Origin of the sequence: Mucilaginibacter gotjawali (assembly GCF_002355435.1) — a bacterium.
GTDB classification, from domain to species: domain Bacteria; phylum Bacteroidota; class Bacteroidia; order Sphingobacteriales; family Sphingobacteriaceae; genus Mucilaginibacter; species Mucilaginibacter gotjawali.
On the sequence record NZ_AP017313.1, the window covers coordinates 2,940,340 to 2,955,917 of the forward strand.

Sequence of the window (15,578 nt, forward strand, 5' to 3'; positions counted from 1 at the left end):
AATCAACAATACTCTTTTCTGAAGCCCTAAACCTTCTGCAACATAATCATGAAATTCCTCTTGGTTCTCAAGTAACGAGGCCCGTGGCTATTTACAGTATTGGCAGCTTAGGTTTCGCACTAAATTTCCATTCAACGACAAATCCGACTTCCGGACTTTCCCGACTTTCGGACTTAAATCACTATTTTTGCGCGATGGATTTTATTGTTGCAGCTACACTTAAAGCGATTAGTCATTTATATCATACTGATATTACTGCCGGTGATATCAACCTGCAGGAAACCCGTAAGGAATTTGAAGGCCAGGTAACCATTGTTACTTTCCCTTTTACCCGGTTCTCTAAAAAGTCACCTGAGCAAACCGGGAATGAGATTGGCGCCTACCTGCAAAACGAACTGAGCGAAGTTGCCGGGTTTAATGTAATCAAGGGTTTTTTGAATATTTCTTTTGCCGACGATTATTGGCTGAACCAGTTATATACGGAAATTCTGCCCGATGATTTTGCCGTTTTTAAGCCAAATGGCCAAAAAGTAATGGTTGAATATTCATCTCCCAATACCAATAAACCTTTGCACTTAGGGCATGTGCGCAATAATTTATTGGGCTTTTCGGTTGCGGAGATCCTTGCTGCGGCCGGGTACGAAGTTATTAAAACCAACCTGGTGAATGACCGTGGCATCCATATCTGCAAATCAATGCTGGCCTGGCAAAAGTGGGGCGATGGCGAAACGCCGGCGTCATCCGGGATGAAAGGCGACCATTTGGCCGGTAAATATTATGTGCTTTTTGACAGGGAGTACAAAATTCAGATTGAGGCCTTAATAGCCGAAGGGCAAACTGAGGATGAAGCCAAAAAGAACGCCCCATTGATTAAAGAGGCCCAGCAGATGCTTCAACAATGGGAGGCCGGGGATAAAAAAGTGAAAGCGCTTTGGCAAACGATGAACACCTGGGTGTACACCGGTTTTGCCGAAACCTATAAAAAGCTGGGGGTTAGTTTTGATAAATTTTATTACGAATCGGATACTTATATTTTAGGTAAGGATATTATTGAAGAGGGCCTTGAAAAAGGCGTGTTTTTTAGGAAAGAAGACAATTCGGTGTGGATCGACCTGACGGCCGACGGGCTTGATGAAAAATTGGTTTTAAGGTCGGACGGTACTTCGGTGTATATGACACAGGATCTTGGCACCGCCCAATTAAAATACAATGATTTCCGTATGGATAAGTCCTTGTATGTGGTAGGTAACGAGCAGGACTATCATTTTAAAGTATTGTTCCTCATCCTGCAAAAAATGGGTAAAACCTGGGCGCGGGGTTTATTTCATTTATCGTATGGTATGGTTGACCTTCCATCCGGCAAAATGAAATCGCGTGAAGGAACCGTTGTTGATGCCGATGACCTGATGGCCGAAATGGAACAAACTGCCAAAGAACAGGCGCTCGCCAAAGGGAAAATTGACGCGTTTAGCGAAGACGAAAAGCTGCATTTATACCACATTATAGGTATGGGCGCTTTAAAATACTTCCTGCTGAAAGTCGACCCTAAAAAACGATTATTATTTGACCCGAATGAGTCGGTTGAATTAGAGGGCCATACCGGGCCATTTATACAGTATACCCACGCGCGTATAAAATCGGTGTTAAAAAAAGCAGGCGCGTTAGAAAAAAGCAAGGCGGCAGCCTATCAAAACTTAGCCGGCGAAGAACGTGATCTTATTGTTGCCCTTACCCGTTTCCCCGAAATTATCAAACTGGCAGCCGAGGCTTACAGCCCGGCGCTGATCGCCAATTATATTTACGAACTGGCTAAAAACTACAATAAGTTTTATCATGAAAACCCCATCCTGCAGGCGGAGGACGACCCTACAAAACAATTCCGTCTCCAGCTTTCATTAGCATCGGGAAAAGTAATCAGCAAAGGGATGAAATTGCTTGGTATTGAAGTTCCTGAGCGGATGTAAAAGCCCTCTAACCCCCTAAAGGGGAACAAAAAAAGTCTGACGAAAAAAACGCCAGACTTTTTGTTTTTAAACACCCCCTTTAGGGGGCCGGGGGCTTACCTCCAATAACCTCTATGCCATCTGTATCCTCGTGGGCCACGTTCCCAGGCGCCGCGCATCCATACCCGGCCGGGTCTTGGCCTGTCCCAGTGGCCACGGAAATAAACGTACCTGCCGCCTTGCCACACCCAATCACCTTCAATCCAAATTGCACCGGGATATGGAGCCACCGGTCTTACATAAACCGGTTCTGCAGGCCTTTCATAAACATAGTAACTTCCTGCGCAAGAAGCCAGGAAAAGGGAACCAGCTAAAGCAAGCATCATCCCCAATTTTGATATTGTTTTCATTGGTCTTATTTTTAATATTTAAATATATCAATAATTATAAGACAAGTAATCAAATCAAAAGTTTAAAAAATATTTTAAACTTTAACGTACTATAAATTTATCCGCCACTACCAGCTCTTTATTGCCGCTTACATATTTATAAAAACCGGCACCCGATTTTACACCTTTGTGCCCGGCATTAACCATGTTAACCAATAATGGACACGGCGCATATTTCTGATTGCCAAAACCATTGTATAGTACGTTTAGTATGGCAAGGCACACATCAAGGCCTATAAAATCAGCCAGTTGCAACGGACCCATAGGGTGCGCCATGCCTAGTTTCATCACGGTATCAATTTCTTCAACGCCTGCCACTCCTTCATATAAGGTACAAATGGCTTCGTTGATCATCGGCATTAATATCCTGTTGGCTACAAAGCCCGGGTAGTCATTAACCTCCACGGGTACTTTATCCAGTTGTTTGGCCAAATCCATTATCTTGTTGGTGACTTCATCGGTAGTGGCAAAACCCCTGATCACTTCAACGAGTTTCATCAACGGCACAGGGTTCATAAAATGCATGCCAATTACATTACCTGGTTTTTTGGTTACCGCGGCAATTTCCGTAATGGATATGGAGGAGGTATTTGAAGCCAGGATCACCCCCTCCCTGCAAAGGTTACTCAGTTGTTTAAATAAATTTAATTTGATCTCCTTGTTTTCAGTTGCGGCTTCCACAACAAGGTCTGCATTGGATACTGCAGTTTCAAGTTCAGTAAAAACGGCTATCCTGTTAAGGGTTGCTGCTTTAAGTTGTTCGTCAATGGCGCCTTTTTTTAGCTGCCTGTCAAGGTTGGCGGTTATGGTGATTATTGCGCGGTCAAGTGCTTCTTTACTGATATCAAATAATGCCACTTCAAAGCCATGCATTGCAAAGGTATGCGCAATCCCGTTACCCATGGTGCCGGAACCTATTACTGTTATATGTTTCATTTAATTATAAGTTCTTTTTTTAAATCCCAAAGATTTTATCCGGAAACATCAATTGCAGCTTCTTTCGGACTTTCGGTCTAATCACTATAAACCATTAATAAAAAGGCCGGCATCAATAATTGCTTTTTTGTCTAAAATGTCATAAGCGGGAATATGGCCCAGTAACTCAAACCCGGTATTTTCAAGGATAAAATCCTTTGAATAAATATCTTTAACACCGTTAAAAATGATTCCCCGTACCGGGATATTTTCCTTTTTTAAGGCATAAGCCGATAATAAAGTATGATTAATACTCCCCAAATAATTTTGCGATACCAAAATAACGGCAGCGCCTAATTGCCTTATCAGGTCGATCATTAAAAAGTCGGTGTTCAGGGGCACCATTAAACCGCCGGCTCCTTCAATAACAAGAGTATTACTTGTTGCCGGTAATCCTATATTTTCAGGTTTTATGCTTATCCCATCAATAGCGGCAGATTTATGCGGAGAAAACGGCTGGGTTAACCGGTACGCTTCCTCAAAAAAAACGGTCTTTGAATTTGAAATCAGATTTTTTACGGTGATGGTATCGCTGTTTTCGAGGTCGCCTGATTGAACCGGCTTCCAGTAGTCGGCCTTCAGTTTTTCCACCAGGGCAGCCGAAACAATAGTTTTACCAATTCCTGTTCCTATCCCCGTAACAAATATTGGCCTGTTATTCATTTATAAAATAGTTAATAATATCTGTGAGCAAAGTTATTTCATTTTTAGTATTAAACGAATGCAAACAGATCCTGATCCGCTCACTTCCCCCCGGTACTGTAGGGCTAAGTATTGCCCTTACATCCAACCCATTGTTTTGGAGGCGTTCTGCCAATAATTTTGCTTTTTCATTACTTTTTAACACGATACATTGAATTGCGCTGTCGCTTTTGATGAGGGGATAGGGGGTATTATGCTTAATGTTTTGTTTAAAGTGTAAAATATTTTGCCGAAGTATTTCAGCCTGGCCGGATGAATCCGCTAAAAGCCGGTAGGCCATTTTTACCGATGCCAATTGATGAAGAGGAGCAGCCGTAGTATAAATAAACGAGCGGGCAAAGTTTATCAGGTATTCCTTCAGTAGTGTACTTCCAATGATAACGGCCCCATGGCACCCGAGCGCTTTCCCGAAAGTAACGACCCTGGCAAATACCCGGTCAGTCAGAGATTCGTCCACCAGTCCCAATCCGTACAAACCAACGGCATGGGCTTCATCTACAATTAAATGCGCGTTATATTTATCTGCCAGGTTCAATATTTCAGCAATAGGCGGGGTGTCGCCATCCATGGAGTAAACACTCTCAATAGCCACATAGCAGTTTCCCTTTGCCTGTCGCAGTTTATCTTCCAGGGCCTGCAGGTCGTTATGCTTAAAAGTATAGCGATTGGCATAACTTAACCTTGCGCCATCTATGATGGATGCGTGTATCAGTTCATCTGTAATTATCGTATCCCCGCGCTGCGGCAGCGACGAAAACAAGCCCAGGTTGGCATCATAACCCGAATTAAACAATAAGCTGGCTTCGGTTTGGTGCAGGCTCGCAATATTTTCTTCCAATCGTAATGCATAATCTGAATTTCCCGAAAGCAGGCGTGAACCTGTTGAACCATTTGAAACTGATTCAATATTTTTCATTTCTGCTTCAGTGCTGTTTTTTAAAGCTAAAGAACGCGCAAACCCAAGGTAATCATTTGAGCAAAAATCGACCAGGGTATTTGTTGATCTTAAAAAACGGAAATTACCGGCCATGCGCCTTTCATCCAGTTTCTTTTTTATAAATAATTCCGAAGGCGTCAAAATAAAATTTTTGGTAAAATTAAGAAAGCGCCCCGTATCGGGGCGCTTTCTTGAAAATTTAATTGGAGAACGGGGGTTAATTACCGCCGCCGCCCCCACCGCCGCCTTGTTGCATACGGGCGCGGTTTTCTTCCTGCATTTTTTGATAAGCTGCAGCCTGCTCAGGGGTTAATAATGCTTTGATCTGGGCATTTGATGCCTGCATTAAAGGCATCATTGCGGCCCGCATGGCATCTCTGTCGCCATTTGAAGCAGTTCTGATGCTATCCCTTTTGGTTGCCTGGGTTTTATATATAGCCAAAACCTTGGCAGTCTGATCGTCAGTTAGTTTTAGTTGGGTTTGCAGGTTTTTAGCCCTGTCTTCCGGGGTCATCCTTTGGCCGCCACCTTGTGCACGGCTTACCGCTGTAATTCCAAGCAGGATACAGCACATCAACAAAAATTTTCTCATCGCTTTTCAGTTTTTAATGTTTTAGATAAAGGTAAGTCGTATTAGTTTAAAAAAAAGGATGTAACTTAATTGTTGCCTTGCGGGAATTAGTTGATTGGTTGATTAAGTAAGTAGTTGATTGAGTTACCGGGGGCCAACCTCCTTACAGCCATATAACAAACCATTCACTTAATCAACCTAATCAACCAATCAACTAATTAGACTGCAAATTCGAAATAGAGCGCTGCATCTGGGCCATCATGCTGGTAAGGCTTTCCAATGTCGGCTCCGGTGCAGGTAACGGGAAATGGGTTGATATATAAGCTTTAGCCTTCCAGATCTCCAACACATCCTCGCCGGTTATTTCGTAGGGCTCATATACCGGGTTGTCGGATATCAATTTCAGTGGTTTGTTTTCTTTAAATTTATTGCCGATACGTTTGTATACTATACCATCATTTTTAGAAATGACCACATATGTTTCCGCAGGTTTTACATCTGCCCAGTTTTCCACATATTCGCCGATAATGATGGTTCCGGAAACCAGTGGCAGCATCGAATCACCCTTTATTTCAAAAGCCCTGTGCGTGCCTTGTTTAAACATAGGCAGGTAGAATTTTGGCAGTTCGGCCACATATTCAGGATCAGCATAGCCATTCAGGTAACCTGCACTGGCTTTTAAAGGTACCAGTTCGATGTTTTCATTATCATCCTTATCAACAGAAATGCTTAATACGCGCAGGTTGGCAGGGTTACCTTTGGGCTTAGGGGCCCACTTTTCGTTAATGGTTTCGTTAATAAAGTCATCAATCGACACGTCAAAAAATAATGCTATTTTTTTTAGCAGATCGTATTTCGGATCGGCCCGTTCTTCTTCATATGCGCCTACAAGCGACCTTTTTATGCCTACTGCGTCAGCAAACTGCTGCTGTGTAAGCCCTTTCTTTTTTCGAAGAAATTTAATATTTGAAGGAATTTTTGACATAAAATTTGGAATTGCTAAAATAATTAGTATTTTTATGCTCATAAAATTAGTAATTATTTTTAAATCAGCAAAATTTATTTATCAATATGAAACGCTTCATCTATATCATCACCGACAGAAACCGCAATAACTTACACGTAGGCCTATGTTCAGACCTGTTGAAAACCCTGGAATTTTACCGCCAGATGCCTACTTTGTTTTTTGATAATGCCAATCAGCTTAACCGTTTGGTTTATTTTGAAGAGATAAATACAGAAGAACAGGCAATGGAGCGATTTAAAACAGTAAGCACTTTTACCAGGCCCCAAAAAGAAAAAATGATCAGACCTGTAAACCCCGACTGGGTGGATCTGACCATTGGATTAAATTACGAAAGCGGAGTTAGAGTACGCCCCCAGCTCCGCCCGTCGATAGGTTCAAGCCGCAGAGCGCTTACTTTTTAATAAACTTTAAAGCGCCCGAGTTCATGCAATATCTTTTGCCACCGCGATCTTGCGGTCCGTCATCAAAAACATGGCCGAGGTGCAGGCCCGTACTGCGCTCAATTACTTCATCGCGCACCATGCCGTCGCTATTGTCCGTAACGATCTCTATTTTTTTAGGATCTACAGGTTTTACAAAACTTGGCCAACCCGTACCGCTGTCATATTTATCATCCGACGAAAATAATACTTCGCCGGTTGCCGCGCTTACATAAACGCCTTTTTCATGGTTGTTAAAATAAGCATTCTGATAGGGTGGTTCCGTGCCGCTTTCAACCATAATGTAATACTGGTTAGATGTGAGCGTTTTTTTCCATTCAGCAGGAGCTTTGCTCATTTTACGTTTCGGGTCGAATTTTTTTAACTGCTGGCCACTACTGGGCTGGCAACCCAATGCCGCGATCATACTCACCAGCAGCAGTGCTAAAATTGATTTCTTCATTATTTAATCTTTTTAAATTAGACGATAGGGGTTTTATTTCCTTACAAAAATAATTACGAAAAAAATTAACAATAGGTTTGTCAGCTCCGGGTCTGATTTATATTGCTTTTGGTTTGGGAACCAGCACTGAGGTTACAATATGCAATATTCCATTGCTTTGCTGGATATCAAACTTACTGATGATGCTCTGGCCGCCATTTTCATCAATCAAAACAATATTGCGGTTTTCGTCAATTTTTGCGGTTAGCTTAGTGCCTGCCAATGTAGTGAAAGTAGCCTCCCCGTTATTTGTATTGATTTTCTTCTCAATATCATGGGCAGTTACCCGTCCGGCAATTGCATGATAGGTAATCAGGTAACTCAAATCATATTTATGATTCGGTTTTATAAGTGTATCCAATTGCCCGGCAGGCAATTTTTCAAATGCCTTGTTAGTGGGTGCAAAAACAGTTATCGGCCCTTTGCTTTTAAATGTTTGGGTTAACCCGGCGTCTTCAATTACCGTGACTAAAGTAGTGTACTCCTGCGATTGTGTTATATTTTCAATGATGTCATTAGATGAGGTCATTTTAGTCCCGTCAACAATTTTTACCTTGCCCCATTTCGATTTCACTGTATCATTTACCGGGTTTGTAATTATTGTGGTTTGAGAAAACACGAAAGCACAATGCAAACCCAGTATGATAACTCCCATCCATTTTTTCATCCGGCAAAACTACTATTAATCATTTAACACTAATGACAAAAAAAAAGGCTAATGGTTTATTTGAAGTCAAATTTTTGTAACAATTAATGCTAACCTAATAATCGTCCGCTTAAATACCTACCAGCCGGGCGTAAATCCTAATCCAAATACAGGTCTGCTGATATCTGTACGGTTAAACGGATAGGCAAAATAGGGTTCCAAAACAAATGCGCCAAAAACATTTACCCTAAGTGAAATGCCCGCACTTAAGGCTGGCACGCGCTGATTTGCATTATATACCGGCAGCAGCACCGGCTTGCCGTTTACCAGGATCTCTTGGCCACTGGCATCTAATTCGGGTGTGGTGCCAATTTGGTCAGGCCCCATCTGAAACTTAACCTGGTTGCCCGCGTTCCAGGCTAAACCAGCATCGAAAAACAGGTTGAGCTCGGTAAACAGGAATTTTGATTTAAATTGTGAAAGCCTTTCCGGCCCGGTTAAAGGCATCCGGACCTCAAAGTTAGCGACGGCGATACGGTTACCCGACAATTGGTCGATAGTGAACCCGTTTGTTGGTGTTTTACTGGATGTGCTGTAAAATGTTTGCGCTTCGTACCCGCGGATGAGGAATGGATAGCCGACGTACATCTGGTACAGGTTGCCCGTATTGCCAAATCGACCGTAACCGTAAAGCCTGGCAGCAAAGGTAACCGGCGCTACCCGCACATATTCTCTCAGGTCGATCGTTGGCGCAAAATACTGGTAGGTACCAAAATCATACTCGGCCTGCAGCCTGTAACGATACCCTTTTAACGGAGATGCCACCCCGAAGTATGAATTGTCGCCCACCAGGGCCGTATTTACGTTGTAGGTGGTAAAAGGGATCAGCTGTATTCCGTTATTAGTGGTCTCGGCATTATAGGTTGAATTTGATATATGCGTATGGGTATTACTCAGTACGGCGCCCGAAGTATCATAGAAAGTACTATACCTGTCAACGCGGTAGTAATAGGCGGCAGCACCCGTTCCAAATTCAATGCGCGTTTTTTTGGTGATCGGGTAGGAGGTAAATAAGGAAATCTGGTCCTCGAAAATACGGATCAGGTCGAATCTTTCTTCATTTGCGGGAATCGTAGTGGTAGCATTTACCTGGTAGTTTGTAGGTACCACGCTATAATTTGCAGTCTGAAACGGGATATGCGATACGCTTGCACCAAAATTCCACCGACCCGTTTGATTAACATAGGTAAATTGCCCGCCAATATCATATACCTCACCATTTACGGCAACACCTGCGTAGATTTGGTTTCTTCCCAAAATATCACTAAAAACGCCTTGTATACCACTTGATAAACCGGTGCCGTACTGGCTTACAGATGCGCCAACACCCGTGCTGGCGAGGTAGTCCATTTTAAACTGTGGTTTATAGGGGATATTTTTAATTGAGTCGACGGGAATTTTTGGATACGCCAGGTAATTATTCAGGTTTGAGTTGACCAGGTCGACACCCACAGCACGGGTAGGGGGCAGCATGGCCATGGTTGAATTTAACTCCCGGGCGTCAACAGCTTTCGCGGTAAAATCCGTTTCCTTTGCATTATAAACCGAGTACTTTTGAGCCCTGTAATAGGAATAAACAATATCGTTATTGACTGAAATGCTCAATGCCGGCGAATATTCTGTAATCCCGCAAATGCCTGTAAACAGGTCTGTCATTTGTTCAACTTTTGCCGTAGCAGGTGTATACCGGTACATGTTGCGAAACCCGTCGCGGTTTGACAGGAAATAAATCCGGCTTCCGTCCGAAGAATACTGCGGGTTTAAGTTATTGGCCCCGTTAAAAACGTTTATATCGGTAATTTTCCCGGTTGCCAGGTCCAATTCAGCAAGATTAAAAGTAATCGCCTGGCTTAATGAATGGTCGTACGTAGTCCGGTCGCTCGAAAAAACGATCTTTTTACCATCCCTTGAAAAGGCCGGCTGGAAATCGGAGTATTTATCATTTGTGAGCTGCTTCACCTGCCGGGTGTTAAAATTATATAAATACAGATCGCTTTGCCCTTCGGCCAATCCCTGGAATACAATGCTGCTGCCATCCGGCGACCAGGAAAGGTTGCTGAACTGTGCGGCTTTGCCCATGGAAACATCTTCAATTGTGTTTCCCGATGCTACATCAACCACCAGCATCCGGTTCCGCCCTTTATTAAAAACACTAAATGCAAAGCGTTTGCTATCAGGCGACCAAGTTCCGGCTGATTCGATGAAATTAAATTCGTCGATATGCGTGTTGGATATTTTTCTGGTAAGCTTTCGCAGTATATGCCCGGTTTTTGCATCTGCCAAAAAAAGGTCCACCGTAAAAAGATTCTTTTCAGATAAAAATGCCAGGTATTTTCCATCCGGACTTATTGCTGGCGCCAGGTTCATTTTACCGGAGTTTTTATCATCTATAACCCTTTGTCCTACAGGTACTTGTAAAGTATCTTTTAAATAAGGCTTATAAGTAGTTTCGATCGAATTTTTCCAGAGATTTGAAAGTGTTTTATCGTCATACCCGAAAGTTCTTTTGATGCCATAACCTAAACCAAATCGTGCCGTGTTTTTAAAGAATGGTACAATAACGGTATCTCCATAAGTTGAGCCTATGAACGACCAAAATGCTTCGCCATACCGGTATGGGAAATACTTATTACTTACGGTAAGGTCGCGTACGGTTGGGATATCATGGTTAAGGTAGGCATCGCGCATCCACATTGCCGTATAAGCATCTTTTTTACCGAGCGAAAGATATTCAGCCATACCCTCTATCATCCATAGCGGCAAGTTGTTGATATTTTCGAACGAAGCAGAATCTTTCCCTAACAGCAAATGGTATTGAAACGCATGCACCAGCTCGTGCCCGATCACATGGCGGGTCATTTCGTTGGTTTCCATAACCGGCATTACCACCCGGTTTTTAAGGCCTTCGGTAACACCGCCGGTGCCTATATCTATGTCGCCATCAATGGCAGTGGTTTGCTGGAAATCAGGATGGTTGGCATAGAGTATGATCGGGTTAGGCTTCTTAAACGTATCCCTGAAAATTTGTTGGTGCAATGTATACCAAAGCTCGCCTTCCTGGGCAAAACGCTTGATCATACTATCATTTTTTAAATAATAATAGATCTCGAAATGTGGTGTTTTGTAAACTTTGAATTTGAGGTTTTTATACCGCACCTTATTTTGCCCGAAGTATTGCGCTTTGGATGGCAGGCTTAGTAATAAAAATAAAAAGGTTAAAACAAACAGCAATAAATGCTTTATCTGGTAGCGATGGAGATTTTTATTCATATTGTAAAATCAAATAGAATACGCGCTAAACTTACTAATCGTTGCCTTCTTGGTTAGTTAAGAGGCTTGTAGAAGTTGTAATGTCAAGAATAACTAATATATTGAAGCTCTTGCAGTCTCCAAAATTCTTGCAACTTTTACAATAATTCCAACCCTTGCAACTTATTCTAACCTGTTACAACCCTTACAACTCAACCACCCCCTGCAGTATCGGCCTTAATTTTATTGGTATCGACAGGCATCGTCACGCTGTCATTAGTTAAGGAATCCGTATCAATATGCGGCGACGGGCAATCATATTCTTTGGTGATTTTTACCCATGGCTTCGGAAAAGGCCCGTAGGTGTACCCTAACTTAGGGTCGGCATAAACCTTTTCCATAAACGCGCCAAATATTGGCAAAGCCGTATGCGAACCTTCGCCGGTTTCCGAACTGTTAAAATGTACGCTGCGGTCATCGGCGCCTACCCATATACCTGTAACCAGGTCTTTTGTAACACCCATATACCAGCCATCAACATAACCGGATGAGGTGCCGGTTTTTCCGCCAATCTGGTTATTTTTTTTCCATAAGCCGGGGTATTCCCATAAAGCCTGTGATGTGCCTCCCGGCTCTTCCATACCACCCCTGAACATGTACAGCATTAACCAGGCTGTTTCCGGGCTTATTACCTGTTCGCTCTTCAAATCAAATTCCGCAAGCACATCACCATCCTGGTTGGTTATTCTTGTAACCAGCAATGGGTCTATCTTTTTCCCTTTATTTAAAAAAGTACTGTAAGCCCTAACCATTTCATACACCGATACATCGTTTGATCCCAATGATACCGATGGTACCGACTTTAAAGGACTTTCAATGCCAACTTTATGAGCATACTCAACAATTTTATCCCAGCCAACCTTTTCGGTTAACTGTGCCGTAATGGAGTTTACAGATGCGCCCATTGCCCAGCGTAAAGACATTTCCTGTCCTGTAAATTTAAATGAAGCATTTTTGGGTTCCCAAACCTGTTGCCTGCCCTCATCGGTGTATTTTATGGAAACAAACTGGTCGGTAAATTTATCGCAAGGCGTAAAACCGTTATCAAGCGCTGTTAAATAAGCAAATGGTTTAAATGTTGAACCGGCTTGCCGTTTTGACTGGTTTACGTGGTCATAATTAAAGTATTTAAAATTTATGCCCCCAACCCAGTCCTTTATTTTGCCTGTTGACGGCTCAATGGTCATCATCCCCGTATTTAACAGGCGGGCATAATATTTAATAGAATCAACGCTTGAAAAGGTTGTGTCGCGCTCACCTTTCCAGGTAAATACCTTCATCTTCCTGGGCGTTTCAAAATATTTTTTTATTGGCACCGTGTCATTATGATACTTTTTTTGAAGCAGCGCATAGATCGGCAAATGCTCTTCAGCCTTCTTTACAAAATCAACTATTTCTTTGCCATCCAGGTCACGCCATGGATTCTTTTTGCCCCAAAGATCATTAAAACGCTTTTGCAGCATTTTCATTTTTTCGGCCACAGCTTCTTCGGCATACTGCTGCATTTTGGGGTCTATCGTGGTGTAAATTTTCAGGCCGTCGTTGTAAAGGTCATAATCATTATCGTGGCACCATTTTTTTAACCACCGCTCCACCGCTTCCCGCAGGTACGAATCACCCTGGCCTTCATTGCCTGTATAACTCAGGTCAAGGTTGATAGGTGTTTGCACATTTTCATCATATTCTGCCTTGGTCAGTTTACCATATTTTAACATTTTAGCCAATACAGTATTGCGCCGTTCAAGCGAACGCTTCGGATTGCTGATTGGATTGTAAGTAGAAGTGGCCTTTAACATCCCTACAAGCGTGGCAGCCTCAGCGGGCGTTAGCTGATCAGGCGTTTTATTGAAAAATTTCAATGTGGCGGTTTTTATACCAAAGGAGTTGCTGCCGAAAGGAACCGTATTTAAATAGAGTGTTAAAATCTCCTCTTTACTGTAAACGTGTTCAATTTTAAATGCTGTTAGCCATTCCTTGCATTTATAAACAATGGTATTTATCAAAGGCACATGTTTGATAATGCCCTGCGATTTGCGCTTCCGGGTTTCGAAAAGGTTTTTCGCTAATTGCTGGGTAATTGTACTGCCACCGCGTTTATCTCCTTTGGCCGTTGAAAGCATACTGGTGAAAAAGGAATAAAAGTCAACCCCGTGATGACTATAAAACCGAACATCCTCAGTTGATACCAGGGCATTAATGATGTAGGGTGAGATCTCTTTATATTCAACCGGCGAACGGTTTTCTTTAAAATACCGCCCTATCAGGGTACCATCAGCATAATAAACTTCGGAAGACAAGGACATGGAGGGGTTTTTAATGTCCTGCATGTCAGGCGAGTAACCAAACAGCCAAAGAAAGTTTAATTCAATGGAACAGAAAAAAATAATGATAAAATAAATAAAGATGACAAGATATCTTAGAAATCGGTTTTTTATACGCCTGAACATGCGGTAAAGATGTAAAATTATGGGCCTAAATCATAGCCTGATCAACAAATATTAACAACGTAATTTTGGCAAGTTAATTTTACGCTAACTTAGCAAGAATCTAATTTGTTTTATGAAGAGCATAATTAATAAATTTAAAATAATTGACGGCGAAAAATTTTCCCTGGAGGATATGCCTACTGATTTTTCCGGCGACTATAAAAAAGAAGATACGGAAGCGCTTTTAGCGAGCATGATCAAAGAAACGGCCGCCATGCAGGATGCTTTATATGCTGATAACAGGTATGCGCTGCTCATCATTTTCCAGGCGATGGATGCCGCCGGAAAGGATGGCGCTATATCTCATACATTATCAGGCTTAAACCCCGAGGGATGCGAAGTATTTAGTTTTAAACAGCCCAGTACTGAAGAACTCGATCACGACTTCTTATGGCGTCATTATAAGGCCCTGCCTGAATTTGGACGGATAGGGGTACATAACCGCTCGCATTACGAAAATGTGCTGATCACAAAGGTGCATCCCGAATTATTATTGCAGGAAAAGCTGCCGGGCATAAAAGATGTGAAAGACGTTGATAAAAAGTTCTGGAAACACCGTTATGAAAGTATCCGTGCATTTGAAAAACATTTATCCGAAAATGGCACGGTGATCATCAAATTTTTCTTAAACGTATCCAAGGCGGAACAAAAACAGCGCTTTTTACAGCGAATAGAAGACCCTGAAAAGAACTGGAAATTCTCTGCAGCTGACGTTTACGAGCGGGAGTTTTGGGAAGATTATATGAAGGCATATGAAAAGGCCATTCAAGAAACGTCAACCGAAAGCAGCCCCTGGTATGTGCTGCCCGCTGATAAAAAGTGGTTTACCCGTATAGCCATATCCACCATTATCCTGGATACTTTAAAAGGGTTAAAACTGAAATACCCGGTTTTGCCAAAAGAGGAGAAGGCGAAGCTGGAGGACGCGAAGAAAAAGTTGATGGGAGAATAAATACGAGCCGACATCAGAAGTTAGGCCACTGTGATCAAAAAACCGCCTCTGGGTCTTTTCCCTCGTCAACTTTTTCCCGTATCTGGCCAATCTGCCTGGTTTTATTGTAGCCAATATCAAATAAAAAAGAGATTGAAAAACCAGATGCCCAGATTAATAAAAATGATGCCTGATAATTAGCAGCGAGTATTATGGCAATAATCAGGAAGGTAGTCCCCGTAACCAGATAATAATTGGCCTGCCGCTTTTTCAACGCAAAACCCGTGTATCTGCAAAAATCCGAATATGCCCGGTGTTTAATAATAGGTATTACCAACGTGTAATTACCCACTTTATGAAAGATATTAAGGTCGACGAAATGATTATTAATTACTGTCTGATCGGGTTTATAGGCCAAAACCGATACATAGCTCTTAATTTCGGCTTCAGCCACATTTCTTTTTTTAAGCTCTTCCAGCGCAACGGAAACAGCCAGTTCTGTATAGTCCGACTTGTTTGAAGTTATTTCAAGCAAATCGTCGGTAGCCATAGTGGCATATTTTTCCTTAAGACTTCCCCTGTCGATCATATAGCTAGATTAGTGTTTTAAAAATAGATAAA

Annotated in this window: 14 protein-coding genes; 3 read left to right on the top strand and 11 right to left on the bottom strand. The window is 42.3% G+C overall.

Annotated elements, in window-relative coordinates; translation table 11 throughout:
- The first annotated feature begins 194 nt into the window (after positions 1-194).
- Positions 195-1,964: an arginine--tRNA ligase gene (gene argS, locus MgSA37_RS13035; RefSeq protein ID WP_096352475.1), complete on the top strand. Its 1,770-nt coding sequence runs from the start codon at positions 195-197 to the stop codon at positions 1,962-1,964.
- Between the two features lie 95 nt (positions 1,965-2,059).
- On the opposite strand, the gene MgSA37_RS13040 is transcribed toward argS, so the two are convergent.
- The 6 genes from MgSA37_RS13040 to MgSA37_RS13065 form a co-directional block, all read right to left on the bottom strand.
- Complete coding sequence (locus MgSA37_RS13040; RefSeq protein ID WP_096352477.1) at positions 2,060-2,353, bottom strand: YXWGXW repeat-containing protein; 294 nt, start codon at positions 2,351-2,353, stop codon at positions 2,060-2,062.
- Positions 2,354-2,434: 81 nt separating this feature from the next.
- Positions 2,435-3,328, bottom strand: a complete 894-nt coding sequence (locus MgSA37_RS13045; RefSeq protein ID WP_096352478.1) for a 3-hydroxyacyl-CoA dehydrogenase family protein — start codon at positions 3,326-3,328, stop codon at positions 2,435-2,437.
- 84 nt (positions 3,329-3,412) lie between these two features.
- Positions 3,413-4,030, bottom strand: a complete 618-nt coding sequence (bioD, locus tag MgSA37_RS13050) for a dethiobiotin synthase (RefSeq protein ID WP_096352480.1) — start codon at positions 4,028-4,030, stop codon at positions 3,413-3,415.
- On the bottom strand, positions 4,023-5,147 hold the full coding sequence (locus MgSA37_RS13055; protein ID WP_232010855.1) for an aminotransferase class I/II-fold pyridoxal phosphate-dependent enzyme: 1,125 nt from the start codon (positions 5,145-5,147) through the stop codon (positions 4,023-4,025). The genes bioD and MgSA37_RS13055 overlap by 8 nt, the downstream gene beginning before the upstream one ends.
- A 76-nt stretch (positions 5,148-5,223) precedes the next feature.
- Positions 5,224-5,598: a hypothetical protein gene (locus MgSA37_RS13060; protein WP_096352481.1), complete on the bottom strand. Its 375-nt coding sequence runs from the start codon at positions 5,596-5,598 to the stop codon at positions 5,224-5,226.
- Between the two features lie 193 nt (positions 5,599-5,791).
- Positions 5,792-6,562 (bottom strand): LexA family transcriptional regulator, encoded by a 771-nt coding sequence (locus MgSA37_RS13065; RefSeq protein WP_096357469.1) that lies wholly within the window; start codon positions 6,560-6,562, stop codon positions 5,792-5,794.
- An 86-nt stretch (positions 6,563-6,648) separates the two neighbouring features.
- On the opposite strand from MgSA37_RS13065, the gene MgSA37_RS13070 reads away from it, so the two are divergent.
- Complete coding sequence (locus MgSA37_RS13070; RefSeq protein WP_096352483.1) at positions 6,649-7,005, top strand: GIY-YIG nuclease family protein; 357 nt, start codon at positions 6,649-6,651, stop codon at positions 7,003-7,005.
- On the opposite strand, the gene msrB is transcribed toward MgSA37_RS13070, so the two are convergent.
- From msrB to MgSA37_RS13090, 4 genes are all read right to left on the bottom strand, one after another.
- Positions 6,995-7,486 carry a peptide-methionine (R)-S-oxide reductase MsrB gene (msrB, locus tag MgSA37_RS13075; protein ID WP_096352484.1) on the bottom strand — a complete coding sequence of 164 codons (492 nt, stop codon included), beginning with the start codon at positions 7,484-7,486 and terminating at the stop codon, positions 6,995-6,997. The two genes, MgSA37_RS13070 and msrB, sit on opposite strands and share 11 nt — an antisense overlap.
- Positions 7,487-7,583: 97 nt before the next feature.
- Entirely contained in the window at positions 7,584-8,180 is a 597-nt protein-coding gene (locus tag MgSA37_RS13080) for a fasciclin domain-containing protein (protein ID WP_157750557.1), read from the bottom strand.
- 129 nt (positions 8,181-8,309) lie between these two features.
- Positions 8,310-11,501, bottom strand: coding sequence for a DPP IV N-terminal domain-containing protein (locus MgSA37_RS13085; protein WP_096352488.1), 3,192 nt, complete (start codon positions 11,499-11,501; stop codon positions 8,310-8,312).
- Positions 11,502-11,692: 191 nt separating this feature from the next.
- Complete coding sequence (locus MgSA37_RS13090; protein ID WP_096352489.1) at positions 11,693-13,987, bottom strand: penicillin-binding protein 1A; 2,295 nt, start codon at positions 13,985-13,987, stop codon at positions 11,693-11,695.
- A gap of 112 nt (positions 13,988-14,099) precedes the next feature.
- Here MgSA37_RS13090 and MgSA37_RS13095 point away from each other — a divergent pair, with 112 nt between their 5' ends.
- Entirely contained in the window at positions 14,100-14,978 is an 879-nt protein-coding gene (locus MgSA37_RS13095; protein WP_096352491.1) for a polyphosphate kinase 2 family protein, read from the top strand.
- A 34-nt stretch (positions 14,979-15,012) separates the two neighbouring features.
- Here the strand turns inward: MgSA37_RS13095 and MgSA37_RS13100 are convergent, their stop codons facing one another.
- The gene (locus MgSA37_RS13100) at positions 15,013-15,546 is read right to left on the bottom strand and encodes a hypothetical protein (protein ID WP_096352492.1); all 534 of its coding nucleotides are present in this window, start codon (positions 15,544-15,546) and stop codon (positions 15,013-15,015) included.
- Between the last annotated feature and the right edge of the window lie 32 nt (positions 15,547-15,578).

Coding starts and splice junctions, on each gene's coding strand:
- MgSA37_RS13090 (WP_096352489.1), bottom strand. CDS start 13,987: ATGTTCAGGCGTATAAAAAACCGATTTCTAAGATATCTTGTCATCTTT.
- msrB (WP_096352484.1), bottom strand. CDS start 7,486: ATGAAGAAATCAATTTTAGCACTGCTGCTGGTGAGTATGATCGCGGCA.
- MgSA37_RS13065 (WP_096357469.1), bottom strand. CDS start 6,562: ATGTCAAAAATTCCTTCAAATATTAAATTTCTTCGAAAAAAGAAAGGG.
- MgSA37_RS13040 (WP_096352477.1), bottom strand. CDS start 2,353: ATGAAAACAATATCAAAATTGGGGATGATGCTTGCTTTAGCTGGTTCC.
- MgSA37_RS13070 (WP_096352483.1), top strand. CDS start 6,649: ATGAAACGCTTCATCTATATCATCACCGACAGAAACCGCAATAACTTA.
- MgSA37_RS13045 (WP_096352478.1), bottom strand. CDS start 3,328: ATGAAACATATAACAGTAATAGGTTCCGGCACCATGGGTAACGGGATT.
- bioD (WP_096352480.1), bottom strand. CDS start 4,030: ATGAATAACAGGCCAATATTTGTTACGGGGATAGGAACAGGAATTGGT.
- MgSA37_RS13080 (WP_157750557.1), bottom strand. CDS start 8,180: ATGGGAGTTATCATACTGGGTTTGCATTGTGCTTTCGTGTTTTCTCAA.
- MgSA37_RS13100 (WP_096352492.1), bottom strand. CDS start 15,546: ATGATCGACAGGGGAAGTCTTAAGGAAAAATATGCCACTATGGCTACC.
- argS (WP_096352475.1), top strand. CDS start 195: ATGGATTTTATTGTTGCAGCTACACTTAAAGCGATTAGTCATTTATAT.
- MgSA37_RS13095 (WP_096352491.1), top strand. CDS start 14,100: ATGAAGAGCATAATTAATAAATTTAAAATAATTGACGGCGAAAAATTT.
- MgSA37_RS13085 (WP_096352488.1), bottom strand. CDS start 11,501: ATGAATAAAAATCTCCATCGCTACCAGATAAAGCATTTATTGCTGTTT.
- MgSA37_RS13060 (WP_096352481.1), bottom strand. CDS start 5,598: ATGAGAAAATTTTTGTTGATGTGCTGTATCCTGCTTGGAATTACAGCG.